This is a genomic window from Klebsiella sp. 141161 (assembly GCF_050600815.1).
Lineage (GTDB): Bacteria > Pseudomonadota > Gammaproteobacteria > Enterobacterales > Enterobacteriaceae > Klebsiella > Klebsiella aerogenes.
On sequence record NZ_JAQIRN010000002.1, the window covers coordinates 513,051 to 533,406 of the forward strand.

Sequence of the window (20,356 nt, forward strand, 5' to 3'; positions counted from 1 at the left end):
ATGTTGATCTGATACGAACAAGCTTTTATTTTGCTGCTAGTTTTCAAACTGAGATGAAACTGATGCCTACTATTATCGCCAGTAGTATGAAAGAAGCTAAAGAACTTGTTAATGCCAGAAAGTACCGGGAAATAGTACTGAACTTCGATGTTGACGCTGATGATTTTTTCACCCTTGCAACAGCGCAGCATGACACCAAAATCACCATTGCAAACAAAAATAGCCACTCACCGGTTACATTAGAAAAATAATAAAACCCCTGAGGAAATTTTTATGTTGTTGTTTATTGGCACTATTGCTGTCGCTTTTCTCTCTTCTCTGATGCTCATCTGGCTTGACGATCGCATCGCCGAGCAGGAGTAATCCCTCCCCCGATTTAAAGCTCTCCGCACCGGTCATCGGTGCGGAGACAAAAGATTACAGCGATTTCGCCAGACGTTCGACGGCGGTCAGCAGACCGGCTTCAGAAACCGTCGAATAGGAAAGACGCAGCGTGCGGGTATCCGGATTATCGTTGTAGAACGCTTCGCCAGGTACGTAAACCACGCCGTTTTCCAGCGTCTTATTCAACCACGCCATGGTATCGAACGGATAGCGGAAGCGGGCCCACAGGAACATTCCCCCTTCCGGGCGGCTAAACTCAAGATGCTCGCCAAGACGGCTTTCCAGTGCCTCGGCCAGCGCCACGCACTTCTTGCGGTAGTCTTCGCGGATCAGGGCGATCTGATCGTTCAGGCGATTCATTTCCAGATACTCAGCGGTGATAACCTGAGAGAGCATATTAGTATGCAGATCCGCCGCCTGCTTCACGATCACCGCCTGGTGCGCCAGCCACTCCGGCATCACGATCCAGCCGATACGCATTCCCGGCGCAAGGATCTTGGAGAACGTGGAGGTGTACACCACCCGTTCTTCACAGCCTTGTTCGATCGCATGTTGATACAGCGGACGACGCACTTTATCGGTGAAGCTGATTTCGCCGTAGGGATCGTCTTCGATGATCACAAAATCATGTTGCTTCGCTAGCGCCACCAGCCGCTGGCGGCGATCGTCGCTGAGGGTTTTACCGCCGGGGTTGCCAAACGTCGGCACCAGATAGACCGCTTTAACCTTAGTGGTTTCCAGCAGATCGGCCAGTTGTTCAACCAGCATGCCGTTATCGTCGGTATCGACGCTCAGGATATTCGCCTGCGCCAGATGGAATACCTGCAGCGCGGCAAGGTAGGTCGGACGTTCAACGACGACCGCATCGCCCGGATCGAGCAGCGTGCGGGCAACGATATCCAGCGATTGCTGCGAACCGGAGGTGATATACACCTGGCTTGCCGAGCAGGCCACGCCGCGCGACTGGCAGATTTCGCTCACCGCCTGGCGCAGCGGCGGATATCCTTCGGTAAGGCCGTACTGGAACGCATCATTAAAACGTTCACTCATCACCTTTTGCACCGCGAGGTTGAGACCTTCGGTATCAAACAGTTCCGGAGCCGGAATACCGCCGCCAAGCGAAATAACGCCGGGCAGTTTACTGTGTTTGAGAAGTTCGCGGACGGCGGAGGGCTTAAGTTCACCCGCGCGGGCGGCGAGGCGCCGATCGTGCATATGCTTTTCCTTTTCTGTCTTGTTGTTGTGTTATTAGTTGTACGTTGAAGCTTTGCAGGTGCCGGGCAGCGATGCTAGCCGCTGCCCGGTTTGCGGCCGTTACTCGTTGTCTTTCAGTACGACTAACGGCTCAATATCGCTCTCTTTCTTCACCACCAGCGAATCATCGCCGCGCAGGCAGGTTCCGCCATAGTTACCGCCCACCGTAAAGGTGCACACCTGGATGTACTTGCCGTCAACCTTCGGCAGACACCACAGCTGCTGGTAAATATTTTTGCGATCGACAAATTGCCCGCTGGTCTGATCCAATACCTCATCGTGCGGGCTTATCAGATCGATGTTATTACCGCAGCGCCCGGAGATCGGTTTGACCGCATAACCGGTTTTCGCCAGCTCGTCATTGACCACAAAATCGGTATCCAGCAGATAACGATGATGCGGGAACAGCGACCACAGCACCGGCAGAATTGCCTTGTTGCCGGGGATAACCGTCCACAGCGGTTCGAATACCAATACTTCAGGGCGCAGCAGGACGTCAATCAGGCGCACCTCATTTTGCGGATGACCGGTACGAATCGGCACTGCCGCATACTCATCGGCGCTGACTTCACGCACCTGCTCGATGGCGGTTTCCCATGCCCAGGTCTTCCACACGCAGTTAACCAAGCGGCCATCGCCGTCGATAAGCTGCCCGGCGGCATCCCAGCGCAGCTCATCAAGACCAAAGAGAATTTTGCTCTCAAAGCCCGCCTCGGTTAGCGAACGCTGAATAAACTGGGCGTGGTAGTTCTCTTCAAGATCCTTATCCTGCATGATATGCACGAATGGCCGCGCGCGGCTGTGTTTCCACGCCCCCGCCAGCTCCTCGAGCAGATTTTCCGCCGGATTATGGCCGGTACCGCGATAGCCCTGTTTCAGCCACTGTTCGAGGATCAATCCACCTTCCGTATGGCAAGAGGCAGAGTCGGCGTTGTATTCGTACACTTTCAGCCCGCGCTCGTCCATGCAGAAATCCATGCGCCCGGTAATCATATGATGTCGGCGGCGCTGCCACGAGAGGCGCAGGCGCGGCCAAAGAATTTTCGGAATATCGAACAGCGCCAGCAGGTTGTCATCCTTCATCACCTTATCAGTGGCATGCAGATACATCAGGTGCAGTTCGTTAGTCGCTTTAATCAGCTCCTGTTCGGCGCTCTCGCTGATGGTGAAGTACTGGTAGGGATCCTGATTGATGAAATGACCGTTGGCTTCAACATAGGCCTTTTGCAGCGCGTCTTTCTCATTGAGCCAGTTACCGCGGAACTGGCCCTTATTCGGCAGCCGCGCGCCGCTGATTTTCATCTCCTCGCCCGGCAGCACCGGCTGCGGCAGGCTGTGCTCGGTATCGGCGGTCTGGATCATCCAGCCTAAAATTTCGGTATCGGTAAAGGTATCTTTGATGGTGTAGACGCCGTCTTTCACTTCCAGCGTCAGCTCGCGGGTCCACTGCTGGCCCTGCGGCAGCGGCGCGTGAATGACGTTTTGCTCGGCGATACGGACCTTATTCCCTACCAGTTGCGTAATCACCGCCACGTGGCCGGTATGTTTAAACTCGCCGCCTTTCTGCCAGATTAGCAGCGAGCCGGCGATCGGCGGACGACGCGAGCCGTTGGCGAAGGCCTGCAGGGGAAGAATGTTGTCATTCACCACTTCGCGCAGAAAGCGCAGCGAGAAGATTTCATAAGCCATACCGACATCGGTAAAGACAAAGCCGTAGGTGAGGAATAAAAAGCGCCGCGCGAACTCTACGCACTGCCATTTATGCCCCATATACTCATTGCCGATATAGCTGCGGAAAGCGGCGTCATCCGGATAATCTTGTGGATTTAAGCTACTGTAATTCGAAGAATAAATTGCCACGCCGCCCGGCGCGTAGCCTAAAAGCGTGCCGAAAGGGGCGTCAATACTGGTCGATCCTTTACTCATTTAGCCTGACCTCAAATTAATGCAGCCCGGGCAGTTGGCGGAACAAAACTCCCTCTTCTTATCCTGCCGCAGGCACTTACCAGACAGAGGTGAAAAGATGATACCACTCATTCGATTCGCTAAACGTGCCCTTATAGAAAATAACCCGGCGTCCATTGGCAAAAGTGATATTGTTAGCCAACACATAACAAAAAAACATCACTACATCAGGAGTCGACAATGAGCGCACCTTCGCATCTCAATGCCCAGCCGCTGGTCTGGGGACACGGCCCGCGGACTTTTGAAGTATTCCTCGAACCAACCTGTCCGTTTTCCGTTCGCGCCTTCAACAAGCTTGATGAATTGCTGGATGAAGTCGGCGCCGAAAACGTCACGATTAAGATTCGCCTGCAGTCCCAGCCGTGGCATCTGTTTTCCGGGGTAATAGTGCGCTGCGTGCTGGCCGCCTCCACCCTGCCGCATGGCAGAGAGCAGGCGCACAAAGTCCTGCAGGCGGTTGCCGATCATCGTGAAGAGTTTGAATTCACCGACCACTGCAGCGGGCCGAATATGAATACCACTCCGCAGCAAATTATCGAGCGCCTTGAACGCTACAGCCACGTGTCGCTGGCGGCGGCATTTGCCCGCCCTGAGCTGCAAAACGAAATCAAATGGCACAGTAAATACGCCCGCCAGAATGGCATCCATGTATCGCCGACGTTTATGGTCAACGGTCTGGTGCAGCCTGACCTCGGCAGCGGCGATGACGTCAGCGTGTGGGCCGCACGGATTATGGCCTGAGATTAGCTGCTAGACTTTTTTGTACACCTCACTATTTTTGTACACCTTACTAAAGAGGCAGGTCAGTATGTCCGACAATCACTACCAACCACCGAAAGTATGGGAATGGAAACAGAATAACGGCGGCGCATTCGCCAATATCAACCGTCCGGTTTCCGGCGCGACGCATGAGAAAGTGCTGCCCGTTGGCAATCACCCGCTGCAGCTCTATTCGCTGGGCACGCCGAACGGGCAGAAAGTGACTATCATGCTGGAAGAGCTGCTGGCGCTGGGCGTGGCTGGCGCTGAATATGACGCCTGGCTGATTCGTATCGGCGAAGGCGATCAGTTTTCCAGCGGCTTTGTCGAAGTGAACCCAAACTCGAAGATCCCGGCGCTGAGCGACCACTCCACCACTCCGCCGACCCGGGTATTTGAATCCGGTAGCATCCTGTTATATCTGGCGGAAAAATTTGGTTTCTTCCTGCCGAAAGACCCGGCCGGGCGCACCGAAACGCTGAACTGGTTGTTCTGGCTACAGGGCGCAGCGCCGTTCCTCGGCGGCGGCTTCGGCCACTTTTATAACTATGCGCCGGTGAAAATCGAGTACGCGATCGACCGCTTTACCATGGAAGCGAAACGTCAGCTCGACGTGCTGGATAAGCAGCTGGCGCGCGGCCGCTTTGTGGCCGGAGAAGAGTACACCATTGCCGATATGGCTATCTGGCCGTGGTACGGCAACGTGGTGCTGGGCAACGTCTATAACGCCGCGGAATTCCTCGATGCCGGCAGTTACGTTAACGTGCTGCGCTGGGCGCAGGACGTGGGCAATCGCCCGGCGGTGAAGCGCGGACGGATGGTTAACCGCACTAATGGCCCGCTCGACGAACAGTTGCACGAGCGCCATGATGCCCGCGATTTCGACACCCAGACCGAAGACAAACGCCAGGCGTAATACCCCTTACCCGGCGGCGCGAGGCTGCCGGGTAAGTTGTCACATCAGTGCTTTACCTTGGTCAGGCGATCGAGATAGCCCATCACAAAGGCTGACAGCACAAAGGTGAGATGGATAATGACGTACCACATCAGCTTGTTATCCGGCACGTTCTTCGCATCCATAAACACCCGCAGCAGGTGAATGGAAGAGATAGCCACAATCGACGCCGCCACCTTGTTTTTCAGCGATGTCGCATCCATTTTGCCAAGCCAGTTGAGCTTCTCTTTGCCTTCGTTAATATCCAGCGTCGAGACGAAGTTCTCATAACCTGAAAACATCACCATCACCAGCAGCCCGCCCACCAGCGTCATATCGACCAGCGAAAGCAGCGTCAGAATCAGATCCGACTCGCTAACGCTGAAGATATGCGGCAGGATGTGGAATATCTCCTGAAAAAATTTTATCGATAGCGCGATAAGCCCCAGCGAGAGGCCGAAATAAACCGGCGCCAGCAGCCAGCGCGAAGCATAAATAGCGTTTTCCAGAAAGCGTTCCATAAGGTCCTGTCAGTTTGTAAAAATGGCCGCCATTATATCGCAGCTGGCCCATATCAAAACGATACGCAGTCGGTAGGGAAATAAAAAAGGCCAACACTGTGTTGGCCTTTCGGGAGAAATCCTGGGGGAAATTACTTCGCTTTGACGGTCTCTTCGCCCACCAGACCAATTTTCAGGTAACCGGCCTGATGCAGCGTATCCATCACTTTCATCATCGTCTCGTAGTCGACGGTTTTGTCGGCGCGGAAGAACACGGTGGTGTCTTTCTTACCCTGAGTCAGCGCGTCCAGCGAGGCAATCACGCTCTCTTCGGTCACCGGATCGTTGCCGAGGAACATCGATTTGTCCGCCTTCACCGACAGGTAAATCGGTTTTTCCGGACGCGGCTGCGGCTGGCTGGATGAGGCCGGCAGGTTGACTTTGACGTCCACGGTGGCCAGCGGCGCCGCCACCATGAAGATAATCAACAGCACCAACATGACGTCGATAAACGGCGTGACGTTAATATCGTGCATTTCGCCGTTGTCATCGAGGTTTTCGTTAAAATGCATCGCCATAGCGGATCAACCTACCCGTAATTTCTGCGCCGGACGCAGCGGCTGAGAACCACTGGCGTTCAGGTCAAGGTCACGGCTTTGCAGCAGCATAATCTGCGCGGCCACATCGCCGAGAGACGCTTTGTAGCTGGCAATCATGCGGGCGAAAACGTTGTAGATAACCACCGCCGGAATCGCGGCAAACAGACCAATGGCCGTTGCCAGCAGCGCTTCCGCGATACCCGGCGCGACAACCGCCAGGTTAGTGGTCTGCGTTTGCGCGATACCGATAAAGCTGTTCATGATGCCCCAGACGGTACCAAACAGACCGACGAACGGGGAAATAGCGCCGATGGTTGCCAGATAACCATTTCCGCGGCCCATGTAGCGGCCAACCTGCGCCACGCGACGCTCAAGGCGGAAACCGGTACGTTCTTTAATGCCTTCGTTGTCATCCACGCCTGCCGACAGTTCCAGCTCATTATTGGCTTCGTTAATCAGCTGAGTGGTCAGGCTTTTAGCATGGAATCCATTCGCGATAGTGTTAGCCTGATCGAGAGAACGCGCTTCGCTGAGCTGCTGCTGCTCACGCTTGAGGCGACGCTTGCTGGACAACATTTCGGCACCCTTGCCGAAGAAGATAGCCCAGGTGACTACTGAAGCCAGAATCAAGCCAATCATCACAACCTTAACGACAATATCGGCGTGATGATACATACCCCAAACGGAGAGATCCGCCTGCATCAAATTATTACCCACACTGTTTCTCCAGGACGTCAATCACAAAAACTGAGCATAATAATATCAAAACGACATCGAATTGATAGTGGTTCTCATTAGTATTTACACTGTGCAGCAAATCACGTTTATTTTCTTTGCGCTTACGCAGTAAAAAAGCGGCTGACGCCGGTTTCGGGAAAATTTTTGCCTGTATCGTTTGCGGCCCAGTACACAAACCGGTATTCATGGTAGTTTAGACGTCCAGACGTATAAAAACAGGTTTCTATAACATGGCTGATAAACATCTTGATACCGCGCTGGTCAACGCCGGGCGCCGCAAAAAATATACTCAGGGTTCGGTGAATAGCGTTATCCAACGCGCCTCATCGCTGGTGTTCGATACCGTCGAGGCTAAAAAACACGCCACCCGTAATCGCGCCAAAGGCGAGCTGTTTTATGGCCGCCGCGGCACGCTGACCCACTTTTCGCTGCAGGAAGCCATGTGTGAACTGGAAGGCGGCGCCGGCTGCGCCCTCTTCCCCTGCGGCGCGGCCGCGGTCGCCAACACGATTCTGGCCTTCGTCGAACAGGGCGACCACGTGTTAATGACCAACACCGCCTATGAGCCCAGCCAGGACTTCTGCACTAAGATCCTCGCGAAGCTCGGGGTGACGACCGGCTGGTTCGATCCGCTCATCGGTGCGGATATCGCCAACCTGATTCAACCCAATACTAAAGTCGTGTTTCTGGAATCCCCCGGCTCGATCACCATGGAAGTGCATGATGTGCCGGCCATCGTCGCCGCCGTGCGCCGCGTCGCGCCGGAAGCCATTATCATGATCGATAACACCTGGGCGGCAGGGGTACTGTTTAAAGCGCTCGATTTTGGTATCGATATCTCTATTCAGGCGGCAACGAAATATTTAATTGGTCACTCCGACGGGATGATCGGCACCGCGGTGGCCAACGCCCGCTGCTGGGAGCAATTGTGTGAAAACGCCTATCTGATGGGCCAGATGGTCGATGCCGACACCGCCTACATGACCAGCCGCGGCTTGCGCACGCTTGGCGTCCGCCTGCGTCAGCATCATGAAAGCAGCCTGCGCGTCGCCGAATGGCTGGCGCAGCACCCGCAGGTGGCGCGAGTCAATCATCCGGCGCTACCGGGCAGCAAGGGCCACGAGTTCTGGAAGCGCGACTTCAGCGGCAGCAGCGGGCTGTTCTCTTTCGTCCTTAATAAACGTCTGACCGACGCCGAGCTGGCAGCCTATCTGGACAACTTCAGCCTGTTCAGCATGGCCTACTCGTGGGGCGGGTTCGAATCGCTGATTCTCGCCAATCAGCCGGAACATATCGCGGCCATCCGCCCCGGGGCGGAAGTGGATTTCAGCGGCACTCTTATTCGACTGCACATAGGTTTAGAAAATGTTGACGATCTGCTGGCGGATTTAGCGGCAGGTTTCGCGCGTATCGTGTAAAGTGACAGGAAGTGGCAACAAAAGCGGACGCTTTCAGAAAAGCGGCCGCTTTTGTTGCGCCCGGGATCAAGGTGCTCGGGCCGCTTCAGGAGTACACTAGTCGAAAAACGGTACCACTTAGGAAAGTCCATGGTTGTCATTCAAGAGATTGTCGCCGCGCTGTGGCAACATGATTTTGCCGCATTGGCAAACCCTCACGTTGTGGGTTTTGTATATCTGGTCATGTTCGCGACCCTGTTTCTGGAAAACGGGCTGCTGCCGGCTTCGTTTTTACCGGGCGATAGCCTGTTGCTGCTCGCCGGTGCGTTAATCGCTAAAGGCGTCATGGATTTTATCCCCACTCTCGCCATACTGACCGCCGCCGCCAGCCTCGGCTGCTGGCTGAGCTATTTACAGGGGCGTTGGCTGGGTAATACCACGATGGTGAAAGGCTGGCTGTCGCATCTGCCGCACAAATATCATCAGCGCGCCACCAACATGTTTGATAAACACGGCCTGCTGGCGCTGCTGGCCGGGCGTTTTCTGGCGTTTGTCCGCACCCTGCTGCCAACCATGGCGGGTATTTCCGGCCTGCCGAATCGTCGTTTCCAGTTCTTTAACTGGCTCAGCGGCCTGCTGTGGGTTGGCGTCGTCACCGGTCTCGGCTATGCGCTGAGCATGATCCCGTTCGTGAAAAACCACGAAGACCAGGTCATGACCTGCCTGATGATTTTACCGATCGCCCTGCTGGTGACCGGCCTCGTTGGTACGGTTATCGTCGTTATCAAGAAGAAATACTGCAGCGCCTGATTCACTCGCCCCGGATGTCTCAAAGTCCCCGGTAGCGCTAACGCTTACCGGGGCTACAGGCGCCGCATCCTTATCAAATCCCCTGCATTGTGCGAATACGCGCAGCATCTTCACCCGGCGTAATACCAAAATAGCGTTTAAACTCACGGCTAAACTGCGAGGCGCTTTCATAGCCGACGCGCATTGCCGCCGCGCTGGCTTTCATACCGTCATGGATCATCAGCATTCTGGCCTTATGCAGGCGATAGGTCTTCAAATACTGCAGCGGCGAGGTGCTGGTAACCGATTTAAAGTTATGGTGAAACGCCGAAACGCTCATATTCGCTTCCGCCGCCAGCTGGTCGACGCTGAGGTTTTCGGTGTACTGGCTTTCAATACGCTTCAAAACGCGGCTAATCAGACTAAAGTGCGTCTGTCGGCTGACCAGCGCCAGCAGCGCGCCGCCGCAGGGGCCAATCAGGACATGATAAAGGATCTCGCGAATAATCTGTTTGCCGAGAATGCGCGCGTCCAGCGGCCGCTCCATCACGTCTAACAGGCGTTCCGCCGCGCAGAGGATCTCTTCCGATAACACCGCCGAGTTGATCCCGCTGGAGGCGACCGACGGCTGAAAAAGCTCATCTTCGCCGATATCCATCAGCAGCTCCTGCAACTGCAAAATATCGACATTCAACCGCATTCCCGCCAGCGGCACTTCCGGGGTCGCGAAGGTTTCGCATTCGAACGGTAGCGGAACGGTTAACAGTAAGTATTCGTTGGTGTCATAACGGAAGGTTCGTTCATTGATATAGCCAATTTTATGGCCGGAAAAGAGAAAAACGATCCCCGGCTGGTACATCACCGGCGTACGGGTGCCCGGCTGCGTCCCGTACAGCAGACGGATATCCGGCAGCAGTTCACTTAGCATTTCTTGCTTATCTTTCAGCTTGTTAACTTTATCTGTTAATAGCTGGCATATCTCGGCACGGTTCATTTTCGCTGCTTCTCCGACGACTTTTCTACAAGCTTATTGTGCGTAGTTTCCTTCTTTTTCTCCAGCCCAATGGAGAAATGGGCAAGACAATGGCAGGAATGTGCATTGAGAGGAAACGGTCGCAGGAACACAATAGCCGCCATCGGGCAGAGAGTCGTCCTTTCTGCCGGGAGTTTCATCTTTATGAGGGCACCAGCCATGAATAACTTCAATTTACATACCCCAACCCGCATTCTGTTCGGCAAAGGCGCCATCGCCGATCTGCGCGAACAAATCCCAGCCGGCGCTCGCGTGCTGGTGACTTACGGCGGCGGTAGCGTGAAGAAAACCGGCGTACTGGATCAGGTACTGAGCGCGCTGGCTGGCTTTGACGTGCTGGAGTTCGGCGGGATTGAGCCAAACCCGTCTTACGAAACGCTGATGAACGCGGTGAAAATCGCTCGCGAAGAGAAAGTGACTTTCCTGCTGGCGGTTGGCGGCGGTTCGGTGCTCGACGGCACCAAATTTATCGCCGCGGCCGCGCACTATGACGCGAATATCGATCCGTGGGAAATTCTGGAAACCTACGGCAGCAAGATTACCCGCGCTATTCCGATGGGCTCAGTATTGACCCTGCCGGCGACCGGTTCCGAATCAAATAAAGGCGCGGTTATCTCGCGTAAAACCACCGGCGATAAACGCGCGTTTATGTCCGAACACGTTCAGCCGGTCTTTGCGATCCTCGATCCTGTTTATACCTACACCCTGCCGCCACGCCAGGTCGCTAACGGCGTCGTTGACGCTTTCGTCCATACCGTTGAGCAGTACGTGACCTACCCGGTTGATGGTAAAATTCAGGACCGTTTCGCGGAGGGCATTCTGCTAACGCTGGTGGAAGATGGCCCGAAAGCGCTGCAGGAGCCGGAGAACTACAACGTGCGCGCCAACATTATGTGGGCGGCGACGCAGGCATTGAACGGCCTCATTGGCGCAGGCGTCCCTCAGGACTGGGCGACGCATATGCTCGGCCACGAACTGACGGCGATGCACGGCCTGGATCACGCGCAGACGCTGGCTATCGTGCTGCCGGCGCTGTGGAATGAGAAACGCGATACCAAGCGCGCTAAGCTGCTGCAGTACGCCGAGCGCGTGTGGAATATTACCGAAGGTTCCGAAGAGCAACGTATCGATGCCGCTATCGCCGCAACCCGGAGTTTCTTCGAGCAGATGGGCGTGCCGACTCGCCTTTCCGATTTCGGTCTCGACGGTAGCTCCATCCCGGCGCTGCTGGCGAAACTGGAAGAGCACGGCATGACTAAACTTGGCGAAAATCAGGATATCACTCTGGACGTCAGCCGCCGTATTTACGAGGCTGCCCGCTAAGTTCTCCCCACCTGATTCACCTCTCCTTACGTTAAACAAACGCCGGGGAGAGGTGTTTTTACTACCGTTTTTAGCTATTTCGTCCAGACTTAATGCTACCCCTCGGCGGATTTTTCACGCTGAGTTCATTAACAGGAGGAAGGCATGACACATCCAACCGTTATAAAACTACACGACGGCAACCTGATGCCGCAGTTGGGTCTCGGCGTGTGGAAAGCAGGCAACGAGGAAGTCGTCTCCGCCATTCATAAGGCGCTGGAAGTCGGTTATCGTTCTTTTGACACCGCCGCCGCGTACCAAAATGAGGCTGGCGTCGGCAACGCGTTAAGCAGCGCGGGCGTCAATCGCGATGAGCTCTTCATCACTACCAAACTGTGGAACGACGATCAAAAACGGCCGCATGAAGCGCTAAAAGAGAGCCTGAGCAAGCTGAAACTGGACTATGTGGATCTCTATTTAATTCACTGGCCGGTGCCAGCGATAGGCCATTACGTCGAAGCCTGGCAGGCGCTGATCGAATTGCAGCAGCAAGGGCTGGCAAAAAGCATTGGGGTATGTAATTTCCAGGTGCCACATCTGCAAAAGCTGATTGATGAAACCGGCGTCGCTCCGGTGATCAACCAGATTGAGCTGCACCCGTTAATGCAGCAGCGTCAGCTACATGCATGGAACGCCACCCACAAAATCCAGACCGAATCCTGGAGCCCATTAGCGCAGGGCGGCAAAGGGGTCTTCGATCAGAAAATTATTCACCATCTGGCGGATAAATACGGCAAAACGCCGGCGCAAATCGTCATTCGCTGGCATCTCGACAGCGGACTGGTGGTAATCCCGAAATCCGTCACGCCATCGCGTATCGCGGAAAACTTTGACGTCTGGGACTTCCGTCTCGACAAAGACGAACTCAGTGAAATCGCTAAGCTGGACCAGGGCAAACGTCTCGGCCCCGACCCGGACCAGTTTGGCGGTTAATCCCCTTCACTTTTGCCTTTAGCGCCGCACGGCGCTAAAGGCTTTCGCAAATTAAATGTATATCCTCAGGCTCCAGATCAAACAGCTCCGGGTCGGGCTCATCAATTAAACGACACCCCTGTGAGAGATAAAAATCAACGGTACTTTTATTGGGAATGGACGAAATATACAGGCCGGACGCGCCCAGATCAGGAAGCTGCTGCAGCGCATAATCAAACAGACACCGTCCCCATCCCTGGCCACGCTGCGCCGCGCCCACATAAAAGAATAGCAGTTGGCGTAGATCGCCCTTTTCACCCCGTGGCAAGGCATCAATCGCCGCCGCGGCAATGATTTTATCCTGTTCGAAAAAGGCGAAAAAAATACCGCCGCGATCGTAGCAGGCCTCGTGAATAGGCGTATAAACCTGGCGATCGTGAGGATCCCAACCTCGCACATCATAATATTGCGAGTACGCCTGAAGCCGGCCATTATCGAGCTTATAAAGGGTGTCGATAATTTCACTGCGATCTATCTCCCACAACATTTCCAGCTGCTGTCGTGACAGGATTACCGGCGTCATTATCGTTCTCTCTCCTTATATGACAGCTTTCCCCCGGCGAGCGAACCCGCCGGGGAAGCGTCTTAGCGGGACGCCGTCTTCGGCTTAATACGCTTTTTCGCGCCCGGCGCGGCCGGCGTCTGGCGCTGATGCGCAACCGGCGTATGCTTCGTCAGCGCCGGACGGGTATGGCGGTTCTGGCGACGCGCTTCACGCATCTCGTCAAGGGTCGGCGCCGGTACCAGGCAGTCACGGCGTGAACCAATCAGATGCTTTTTACCCATCGCTTCCAGCGCCTGACGGATCAGCGGCCAGTTTGCCGGATCGTGATAGCGCAGCAGCGCTTTATGCAGACGGCGCTGTTTGTCGCCCTTCGGCACCACCACGTCTTCGCTCTTATAGCCGATTTTACCCAGCGGGTTCTTGCCGGTGTAATACATGGTGGTTGAGTTCGCCAGCGGCGACGGATAGAAGTTCTGTACCTGGTCGAGACGGAAGCGATGACGTTTCAGCCACAGCGCCAGGTTCACCATATCTTCATCGCGCGTCCCTGGGTGGGCGGAAATAAAGTACGGGATCAGGTACTGTTCTTTACCCGCCTGCTTCGAATAGGTATCAAACAATTCTTTAAAGCGGTCATAGCTGCCCATGCCCGGCTTCATCATCTTCGACAGCGGCCCCTCTTCGGTATGCTCCGGAGCGATCTTCAGATAGCCGCCGACGTGGTGGGTCGCCAGCTCTTTGATATAGCGCGGATCCTCTACGGCGATGTCGTAACGCACACCCGATGCGATAAGGATTTTCTTGATGCCTTTCAGGTCGCGGGCGCGACGGTACAGATTAATCGTCGGCTCATGGTTGGTATCCATGTGCGGGCAGATATCCGGGTAGACGCAGGAGAGGCGGCGGCAGGTCTGCTCAGCGCGCGGCGATTTACAGCGCAGCATATACATATTGGCGGTTGGGCCGCCAAGATCGGAAATAATGCCGGTAAAGCCGGGGACCGTGTCGCGAATCGCTTCGATTTCATTGATTATCGAATCTTCGGAGCGACTCTGGATGATGCGCCCTTCGTGCTCGGTGATCGAGCAGAAAGAACAACCACCGAAGCAACCGCGCATGATGTTAATGGAGAAGCGAATCATCTCGTAGGCCGGGATACGCGCATCGCCATAAGAAGGATGCGGCACACGCTTGTACGGCAGCGCAAAGACGCTGTCCATCTCTTCAGTCGACAGCGGGATCGCCGGCGGGTTAACCCAGATATAACGCTCGCCGTGCTTTTGCATCAGCGCGCGGGCGCAGCCTGGGTTGGTTTCATGGTGCAGAATGCGCGACGCGTGAGCGTACAGCACTTTGTCGCCTTTGACCTTCTCAAAGGAAGGCAGCAATACGTAGGTTTTTTCCCACGGTTTTGGCCGCGGCGGCTGCACGACAACGGCTTTGGCCTCAGCTTTTTTCGGCGCAACCTGTTTGTTGTCTGCGCACGGCAGGTCTTCACCGTACGGATGCGGAATCGGGTCGATTTTGCCCGGCGTATCCAGACGTGTGGAGTCAACGCCGCTCCAGCCCGGCAGTGCTTCCTTTACCATGATCGCGGTATTACGCACATCGCGAATATCGCCGATGGCCTCGCCCATCGCCAGACGATGCGCCACTTCTACCAGCGGGCGCTCGCCGTTGCCGAACATCAGCATATCGGCTTTTGAATCCACCAGCACCGAGCGGCGCACGGTATCGGACCAATAATCGTAGTGCGCGGTACGGCGCAGGCTGGCCTCAATACCGCCGAGGATCACCGGCACGTCTTTCCATGCTTCTTTACAGCGCTGGGTATAAACCAGCGTCGCGCGGTCCGGGCGCTTACCCGCGACGTTGCCGGCGGTATAAGCGTCGTCATGGCGCAGCTTACGGTCGGCGGTATAGCGGTTGATCATTGAGTCCATATTGCCCGCGGTCACGCCGAAGAACAGATTCGGCTTACCCAGGCGCATGAAGTCTTCTTTGCTGTTCCAGTCCGGCTGAGAGATGATCCCTACGCGGAAGCCCTGCGCTTCCAGCATACGGCCGCAGATAGCCATGCCGAAGCTTGGATGGTCGACGTAGGCGTCGCCGGTCACCAGAATAATGTCGCAGCTATCCCAGCCAAGTTGATCCATCTCTTCACGCGACATCGGTAAAAATGGCGCAGGGCCAAAACAGGCAGCCCAGTATTGCGGCCAGGAAAATAGGTCACGATCCGGCTGGATCAGGGATATTGCGCTCATATTGCTTCCGGGGAAAATGATAAAAAAATAACCAAAAGGGCGTGGATTATAAGCCGGAATGATAGTGGAAATGAAGGAGGATTTTCTCAAACCCTGACCGTGTTGCGGCCAGGGTTACGGATATTACGGCGCCGGATTCACCAGAATCTGGCCAATCGAGCCGCGGTCGGCGAGCTCCAGCGTCTGGCTCAGGTACTGGAACGGGAAGTGCGGCCAGGAAGGCTGGTTATAATACACCAGCAGTTCTACCTGCCCGTCGATCCATACGGTATCTTTCCAGCCTCGGTCTTCCGGGAACGGCATCGTTCCATTAACGTTACGGATCTGGAACATCACGCCTTCAATATGGAACGACTGCGGGCGGTCGGCGCGCACGGTCCAGCGCTCCCACGTTCCCTGCTGGGCGGTGATATCAATACGCTGCGGATCCCACAGTTGGCCGTTGATGCCGGGGTCGTCGCCGAGCGTAATATCGCGGCTGCGCAGCGGCGTGCCGGAGAGCAGCTCGGTCGGCAGCAGCCGCACCGGCAGGCTATCGGTAACCAGCGGCAGCAGCCCGGTCGGACGCAGCGTCAACACCAGCGTGGAGATCAAAATGCTCGACGGCTCGAAGAAACCGCGGATACGGTCGACGATGCTCGCCGCTTCGCCGCAGGTAATCGACACTTCATCGCCGTTGGTCATATCCACCAGAATTTCTCGCCGCTCGCCGGGGGCCAGCGACAATTGCTTAAGTGAGACCGGCGCCGGCAGGAAGCCCTGATCGCCTGAGATAACGTGCAGCAGACGACCATCGCTCATCTGCAACTGATAGCGGCGCGAGTTAGAAGCGTTCAGCAGACGCAGTCGTACCCAGCCGCGTGAGACTTCGACATAGGGCCCCTGCGCGCCGTTGACCAACAGGGTATCGCCCACGAAACCACCGCTGCCCGGTTCGCTATATTCCGGAGTACCGAAGTTATCCAGCCGCTTATCCTGAATAATCACCGGGAAGTCATCAACGCCATAATGATTAGGAATTGGCAGATTCTTGCTGACTTCATCTTCCACCAGCCACATTCCCGCCAGGCCGTTGTAAACCTGTTTCGCCATCCGGTTCGGGGTATTCGCCTGATACCACAAAGTGGCCGCACTCTGGCGAATCGGCAATACCGGCGCCCAATCCGCATTCGGCGACATCATGCGCGCCGCGCCGCCAATCAGCGGGCCCGGCACCTGCAGGCCGCGAATCGTCATGGCGACATTTTCGGTCAGGCGGTTACTGTAGATAAGTTTGACGTCATCGCCATTCCAGACGCGAATGGTCGGCCCCAGGTAGCGGCCATTGATGCCCCATACCGGCGCGCGCGTGCCCTGGGTAAATGACCAATGAGAACGTTGCAGGGTCAGAAACAGCGGCTGACCGCGACGGGATTCCAGCAGAGGCGGAATGGGGAGCGCCGGCTGCTGGCCGGCGGCATGAGCCTTCAGCGGCGCGGCGCCCGCGCACAGCGCTACACCTGAAGCCTTAATAAACTGACGCCGACTGAGTGACATATTAACTCCATGAAATACTGACAATGCAAAAAGGGAATTCGTTTCCCGCCAGCAATACGCTCGCGTTCGCGGCGTTTCCTGTATTATTTCTTTCCAGCCGCTTCGCGCTCGGCCACTTCTTTATCCAGCTCGGCGATTTTTGCGGACATCAGCTCGCGGCAGTGTGTCGCCAGCGCGCGCACATTATCTTTACCGTACTGGCTGGTATCGACCGGCGGCAGCATCTCGACAATCACCAGACCGTTGTTCCAGCGATTGAGTTTAATTTTGTTCGATGTATTCGACACGCATACTGGAATAATCGGTACGCCAGCGGCGATGGCCGCGTGGAACGCGCCGGTTTTAAAGGGCAGCAGACCGCGGCCGCGGCTGCGGGTCCCTTCCGGGAACATCCAGAACGAAATTTTGCGCTTTTTAAACGCATTCACTACTTCGGCGATAGTGCCGTGCGCTTTGGTTCGGTTATTACGGTCAATCAGCAGGTTGCCCGTCAGCCAGTAAAGCTGGCCAAAGAACGGGATCCACAGCAGGCTTTTTTTCCCTACGGTAACCGTCGGCGGCTGCACGATATTTGACGCTGTCACCATATCATAGTTGTTCTGGTGATTAGCGATGTAGATCGCATTGCCGTAGCTTTCCGCATCCGCGGGCTTACGCAGTTCGACTTTCAGGCCGAATACCGGGGACAGACGGCCAAACAGATGACCAAACGTCGCGACGTGCTTAGGGTTGCGCGGGCTGAACAAGCAGTAAAGACTGCCAAATATGCACACCACGATGCAATAAATGACAACAAAAATTAGTCGAAAAATAAATAACATAGCTTCCTCTGAAACCCAAACCGCTTAGCGTTATACCCGTTGAATCACAGGTTCAGGACACCGCTGCCCTCTCAACGCGGGGCGGAAAATTTCCGCCCCTGGAGGACATGTTAATCGCAATGCCTGAATAAACAACGATTTTGCGGCAAATTTTCGCATCCTCCAGCCGGGTGAAGGATGCGGGTCTTACTCTTCGCTGTCGCCAGCCGAGGCGCGGCGCGGGGAGTCGATCTCCACGCGGTCGATTTTCTGCAGGCCGCGCATCAGCGAACCGCGACGGCCGCGCTCGCCGGTGACTTTTTGCAGCTCTTCCGGCCGCAGTTTGATCTTACGCTTGCCAACATGAATGGTCAGCGTGCTCTGCGGCGGCAGGACAAACAGATGCGCCAGCCCATCCTGGCCGGAGGCGGCTTCCGCCGACGGAATGTTGATAATCTTGTTGCCTTTGCCTTTCGACAGCTGCGGCAGATCGCTCACCGGGAACATCAGCATGCGCCCGGCGTTGGTGATCGCCAACAGCATATCGGCATCGTCTTCAATGACCAGCGGCGGCATGACATGCGCGTTCTCCGGCAGCGTAATCAGCGCCTTACCGGCGCGGTTGCGCGCCACCAGGTCGTTGAAGGTACAGACGAAACCGTAGCCGGCATCGGAAGCCATCAGCAGCTTCTGATCGTCTGCCTCCATCAGCATATGTTCTACGCTGGCGCCCGGCGGGAGCGTCACTTTACCGGTGACCGGCTCGCCCTGGCCGCGGGCGGAAGGCAGCGTAATCGGGTCGATGGCGTAGCTGCGACCGGTGGTATCAATGAATACCACCGGCTGGTTGCTCTTGCCTTTCACCGACGCTTTCCAGCTATCGCCGGCTTTGTAGCTCAGCCCCTGCGCGTCGATATCGTGACCTTTGGCGCTACGCACCCAGCCCATCTGCGACAGAACGATAGTGACCGGCTCGGACGGCAGCATATCGTGCTCGCTCATCGCCTTCGCTTCTTCGCGTTCGCGCAGCGGCGAACGGCGGTCGTCGCCGAAGGTATCGGCATCGGCCTGCAGCTCTTTCTTCAGCAGGTTATTCATCTTGCGCTCGGAGGCCAGAATCGCCTGCAGCTGATCGCGCTCTTTTTCCAGCTCGCTCTGCTCGCCGCGGATCTTCATCTCTTCCAGTTTGGCGAGATGGCGCAGTTTTAATTCCAGAATCGCTTCCGCCTGGGTTTCGCTGATGCCGAAGCGGGCAATCAGCGCCGGCTTTGGTTCATCTTCGTGGCGGATTATCTCAATCACTTCATCAATGTTGAGGAACGCGACCAGCAAACCTTCGAGGATGTGCAGGCGCTTGAGGACTTTTTCCAGCCGGTAGTTCAGGCGGTTACGCACGGTATCACGACGGAAGGTCAACCACTCCGTCAGGATTTCGAGCAGATTCTTCACCGCCGGACGGTTGTCCAGGCCGATCATGTTGAGGTTGATGCGGTAGCTCTTTTCCAGATCGGTGGTGGCGAACAGGTGGTTCATCACCTGCTCCATATCTACGCGGTTGGAACGCGGCACGATCACCAGACGGGTCGGGTTTTCATGATCCGATTCATCACGCAGATCATCAACCATCGGCAGCTTTTTGTTACGCATCTGCGCGGCGATCTGCTCCAGCACGCGCGCGCCGGACACCTGATGCGGCAGCGCGCTAATCACCACCGCGCCGTCTTCTTTCGCCCACACGGCGCGCATCCGTACCGAACCGCGGCCGTTCTGGTAGATTTTGCGAATTTCCGCGCGCGGGGTAATGATTTCCGCTTCGGTCGGGTAGTCCGGCCCCTGCACGATATCCAGCAGTTCATCGAGGGTGGTTTTCGGTTTTTCCAGCAGCGTAATCGCCGCCTGCGCCACTTCACGCAGGTTGTGCGGCGGAATATCGGTCGCCATACCAACGGCGATGCCGGTGGTGCCGTTCAGCAGGATGTTCGGCAGACGCGCCGGCAGCATTTTCGGCTCCTGCAGCGTACCGTCAAAGTTCGGTACCCAATCGACGGTGCCCTGACCCAGTTCGCTGAGCAGCAATTCGGCGTATTTTGACAGGCGGGATTCGGTGTAACGCATCGCCGCGAAGGATTTCGGATCGTCCGGCGCCCCCCAGTTCCCCTGGCCGTCTACCAGCGGATAGCGGTAAGAGAACGGTTGCGCCATCAGCACCATCGCTTCATAGCAAGCGCTGTCGCCGTGCGGGTGATATTTACCCAGCACGTCGCCGACGGTGCGGGCGGATTTTTTGAACTTGGCGCTGGCGTTCAGGCCCAGCTCGGACATTGCATAGACAATGCGGCGCTGAACCGGCTTTAAGCCATCGCCAATAAACGGCAATGCCCTGTCCATGATGACGTACATGGAGTAGTTCAGGTAGGCATTTTCCGTGAATTCATGTAGCGCGAGGCGCTCTGCCATATCGCTCATTAATCGTGGATCCTCAATCTGGGACGCGGCCATTGCGGCGGCAAAACTACCCGCGATAATACCCGATCTCACGCCCTGAGTCACAGGAAGTGAGATCGG

Annotated in this window: 18 protein-coding genes and 1 pseudogene; 7 read left to right on the forward strand and 12 right to left on the reverse strand. The window is 55.9% G+C overall.

Going from position 1 to position 20,356, the window contains the following annotated elements; all coding sequences use genetic code 11:
- The first annotated feature begins 62 nt into the window (after positions 1 to 62).
- Positions 63 to 251, forward strand: coding sequence for a hypothetical protein (locus PGR79_RS07040; protein ID WP_047078357.1), 189 nt, complete (start codon positions 63 to 65; stop codon positions 249 to 251).
- A gap of 166 nt (positions 252 to 417) precedes the next feature.
- On the opposite strand, the gene PGR79_RS07045 is transcribed toward PGR79_RS07040, so the two are convergent.
- The 3 genes from PGR79_RS07045 to PGR79_RS07055 form a co-directional block, all read right to left on the reverse strand.
- The gene (locus PGR79_RS07045) at positions 418 to 1,599 is read right to left on the reverse strand and encodes a PLP-dependent aminotransferase family protein (RefSeq protein WP_430921343.1); all 1,182 of its coding nucleotides are present in this window, start codon (positions 1,597 to 1,599) and stop codon (positions 418 to 420) included.
- A gap of 99 nt (positions 1,600 to 1,698) precedes the next feature.
- Positions 1,699 to 3,564 (reverse strand): bifunctional glutathionylspermidine amidase/synthase, encoded by a 1,866-nt coding sequence (gene gss, locus PGR79_RS07050; RefSeq protein WP_113373066.1) that lies wholly within the window; start codon positions 3,562 to 3,564, stop codon positions 1,699 to 1,701.
- Positions 3,565 to 3,640: 76 nt separating this feature from the next.
- On the reverse strand, positions 3,641 to 3,763 hold the full coding sequence (locus PGR79_RS07055; RefSeq protein ID WP_323129966.1) for a hypothetical protein: 123 nt from the start codon (positions 3,761 to 3,763) through the stop codon (positions 3,641 to 3,643).
- 20 nt (positions 3,764 to 3,783) lie between these two features.
- Here PGR79_RS07055 and PGR79_RS07060 point away from each other — a divergent pair, with 20 nt between their 5' ends.
- Both PGR79_RS07060 and yghU read left to right on the forward strand, forming a co-directional pair.
- A complete protein-coding gene (locus tag PGR79_RS07060; protein WP_015703498.1) occupies positions 3,784 to 4,344 on the forward strand; it encodes a DsbA family protein in 561 nt (186 codons plus the stop codon).
- Between the two features lie 67 nt (positions 4,345 to 4,411).
- Complete coding sequence (yghU, locus tag PGR79_RS07065; RefSeq protein WP_020077919.1) at positions 4,412 to 5,278, forward strand: glutathione-dependent disulfide-bond oxidoreductase; 867 nt, start codon at positions 4,412 to 4,414, stop codon at positions 5,276 to 5,278.
- Positions 5,279 to 5,322: 44 nt separating this feature from the next.
- On the opposite strand, the gene PGR79_RS07070 is transcribed toward yghU, so the two are convergent.
- From PGR79_RS07070 to exbB, 3 genes are all read right to left on the reverse strand, one after another.
- Positions 5,323 to 5,817: a TIGR00645 family protein gene (locus PGR79_RS07070; protein WP_015369672.1), complete on the reverse strand. Its 495-nt coding sequence runs from the start codon at positions 5,815 to 5,817 to the stop codon at positions 5,323 to 5,325.
- A gap of 131 nt (positions 5,818 to 5,948) precedes the next feature.
- Positions 5,949 to 6,374, reverse strand: coding sequence for a TonB system transport protein ExbD (exbD, locus tag PGR79_RS07075; protein WP_015369671.1), 426 nt, complete (start codon positions 6,372 to 6,374; stop codon positions 5,949 to 5,951).
- Between the two features lie 6 nt (positions 6,375 to 6,380).
- Positions 6,381 to 7,112, reverse strand: a complete 732-nt coding sequence (exbB, locus tag PGR79_RS07080) for a tol-pal system-associated acyl-CoA thioesterase (RefSeq protein WP_015369670.1) — start codon at positions 7,110 to 7,112, stop codon at positions 6,381 to 6,383.
- 251 nt (positions 7,113 to 7,363) lie between these two features.
- Here exbB and metC point away from each other — a divergent pair, with 251 nt between their 5' ends.
- A complete protein-coding gene (gene metC, locus PGR79_RS07085) occupies positions 7,364 to 8,551 on the forward strand; it encodes a cystathionine beta-lyase (protein ID WP_087859810.1) in 1,188 nt (395 codons plus the stop codon).
- 129 nt (positions 8,552 to 8,680) lie between these two features.
- Entirely contained in the window at positions 8,681 to 9,340 is a 660-nt protein-coding gene (gene yghB, locus PGR79_RS07090; protein WP_087859811.1) for a DedA family general envelope maintenance protein YghB, read from the forward strand.
- A 73-nt stretch (positions 9,341 to 9,413) separates the two neighbouring features.
- On the opposite strand, the gene PGR79_RS07095 is transcribed toward yghB, so the two are convergent.
- Positions 9,414 to 10,313 carry an AraC family transcriptional regulator gene (locus PGR79_RS07095; RefSeq protein ID WP_015703501.1) on the reverse strand — a complete coding sequence of 300 codons (900 nt, stop codon included), beginning with the start codon at positions 10,311 to 10,313 and terminating at the stop codon, positions 9,414 to 9,416.
- Between the two features lie 198 nt (positions 10,314 to 10,511).
- Between PGR79_RS07095 and yqhD the strand changes: the two genes are divergently transcribed.
- Positions 10,512 to 11,675, forward strand: coding sequence for an alcohol dehydrogenase (yqhD, locus tag PGR79_RS07100; RefSeq protein ID WP_430921346.1), 1,164 nt, complete (start codon positions 10,512 to 10,514; stop codon positions 11,673 to 11,675).
- 144 nt (positions 11,676 to 11,819) lie between these two features.
- The gene (gene dkgA / locus PGR79_RS07105; RefSeq protein WP_015369664.1) at positions 11,820 to 12,647 is read left to right on the forward strand and encodes a 2,5-didehydrogluconate reductase DkgA; all 828 of its coding nucleotides are present in this window, start codon (positions 11,820 to 11,822) and stop codon (positions 12,645 to 12,647) included.
- A 34-nt stretch (positions 12,648 to 12,681) separates the two neighbouring features.
- On the opposite strand, the gene PGR79_RS07110 is transcribed toward dkgA, so the two are convergent.
- From PGR79_RS07110 to parC, 5 genes and pseudogenes are all read right to left on the reverse strand, one after another.
- Positions 12,682 to 13,209 (reverse strand): GNAT family N-acetyltransferase, encoded by a 528-nt coding sequence (locus tag PGR79_RS07110; protein WP_113373069.1) that lies wholly within the window; start codon positions 13,207 to 13,209, stop codon positions 12,682 to 12,684.
- A 25-nt stretch (positions 13,210 to 13,234) separates the two neighbouring features.
- A pseudogene (locus tag PGR79_RS07115) lies at positions 13,235 to 15,545 on the reverse strand (YgiQ family radical SAM protein); the annotation flags it as partial.
- A gap of 33 nt (positions 15,546 to 15,578) precedes the next feature.
- Positions 15,579 to 16,991: a cell division protein FtsP gene (ftsP, locus tag PGR79_RS07120; protein ID WP_087859816.1), complete on the reverse strand. Its 1,413-nt coding sequence runs from the start codon at positions 16,989 to 16,991 to the stop codon at positions 15,579 to 15,581.
- Between the two features lie 83 nt (positions 16,992 to 17,074).
- A complete protein-coding gene (plsC, locus tag PGR79_RS07125) occupies positions 17,075 to 17,812 on the reverse strand; it encodes a 1-acylglycerol-3-phosphate O-acyltransferase (RefSeq protein WP_087859817.1) in 738 nt (245 codons plus the stop codon).
- A 186-nt stretch (positions 17,813 to 17,998) separates the two neighbouring features.
- Positions 17,999 to 20,257, reverse strand: a complete 2,259-nt coding sequence (gene parC / locus PGR79_RS07130) for a DNA topoisomerase IV subunit A (protein ID WP_113373071.1) — start codon at positions 20,255 to 20,257, stop codon at positions 17,999 to 18,001.
- Positions 20,258 to 20,356 lie beyond the last annotated feature (99 nt).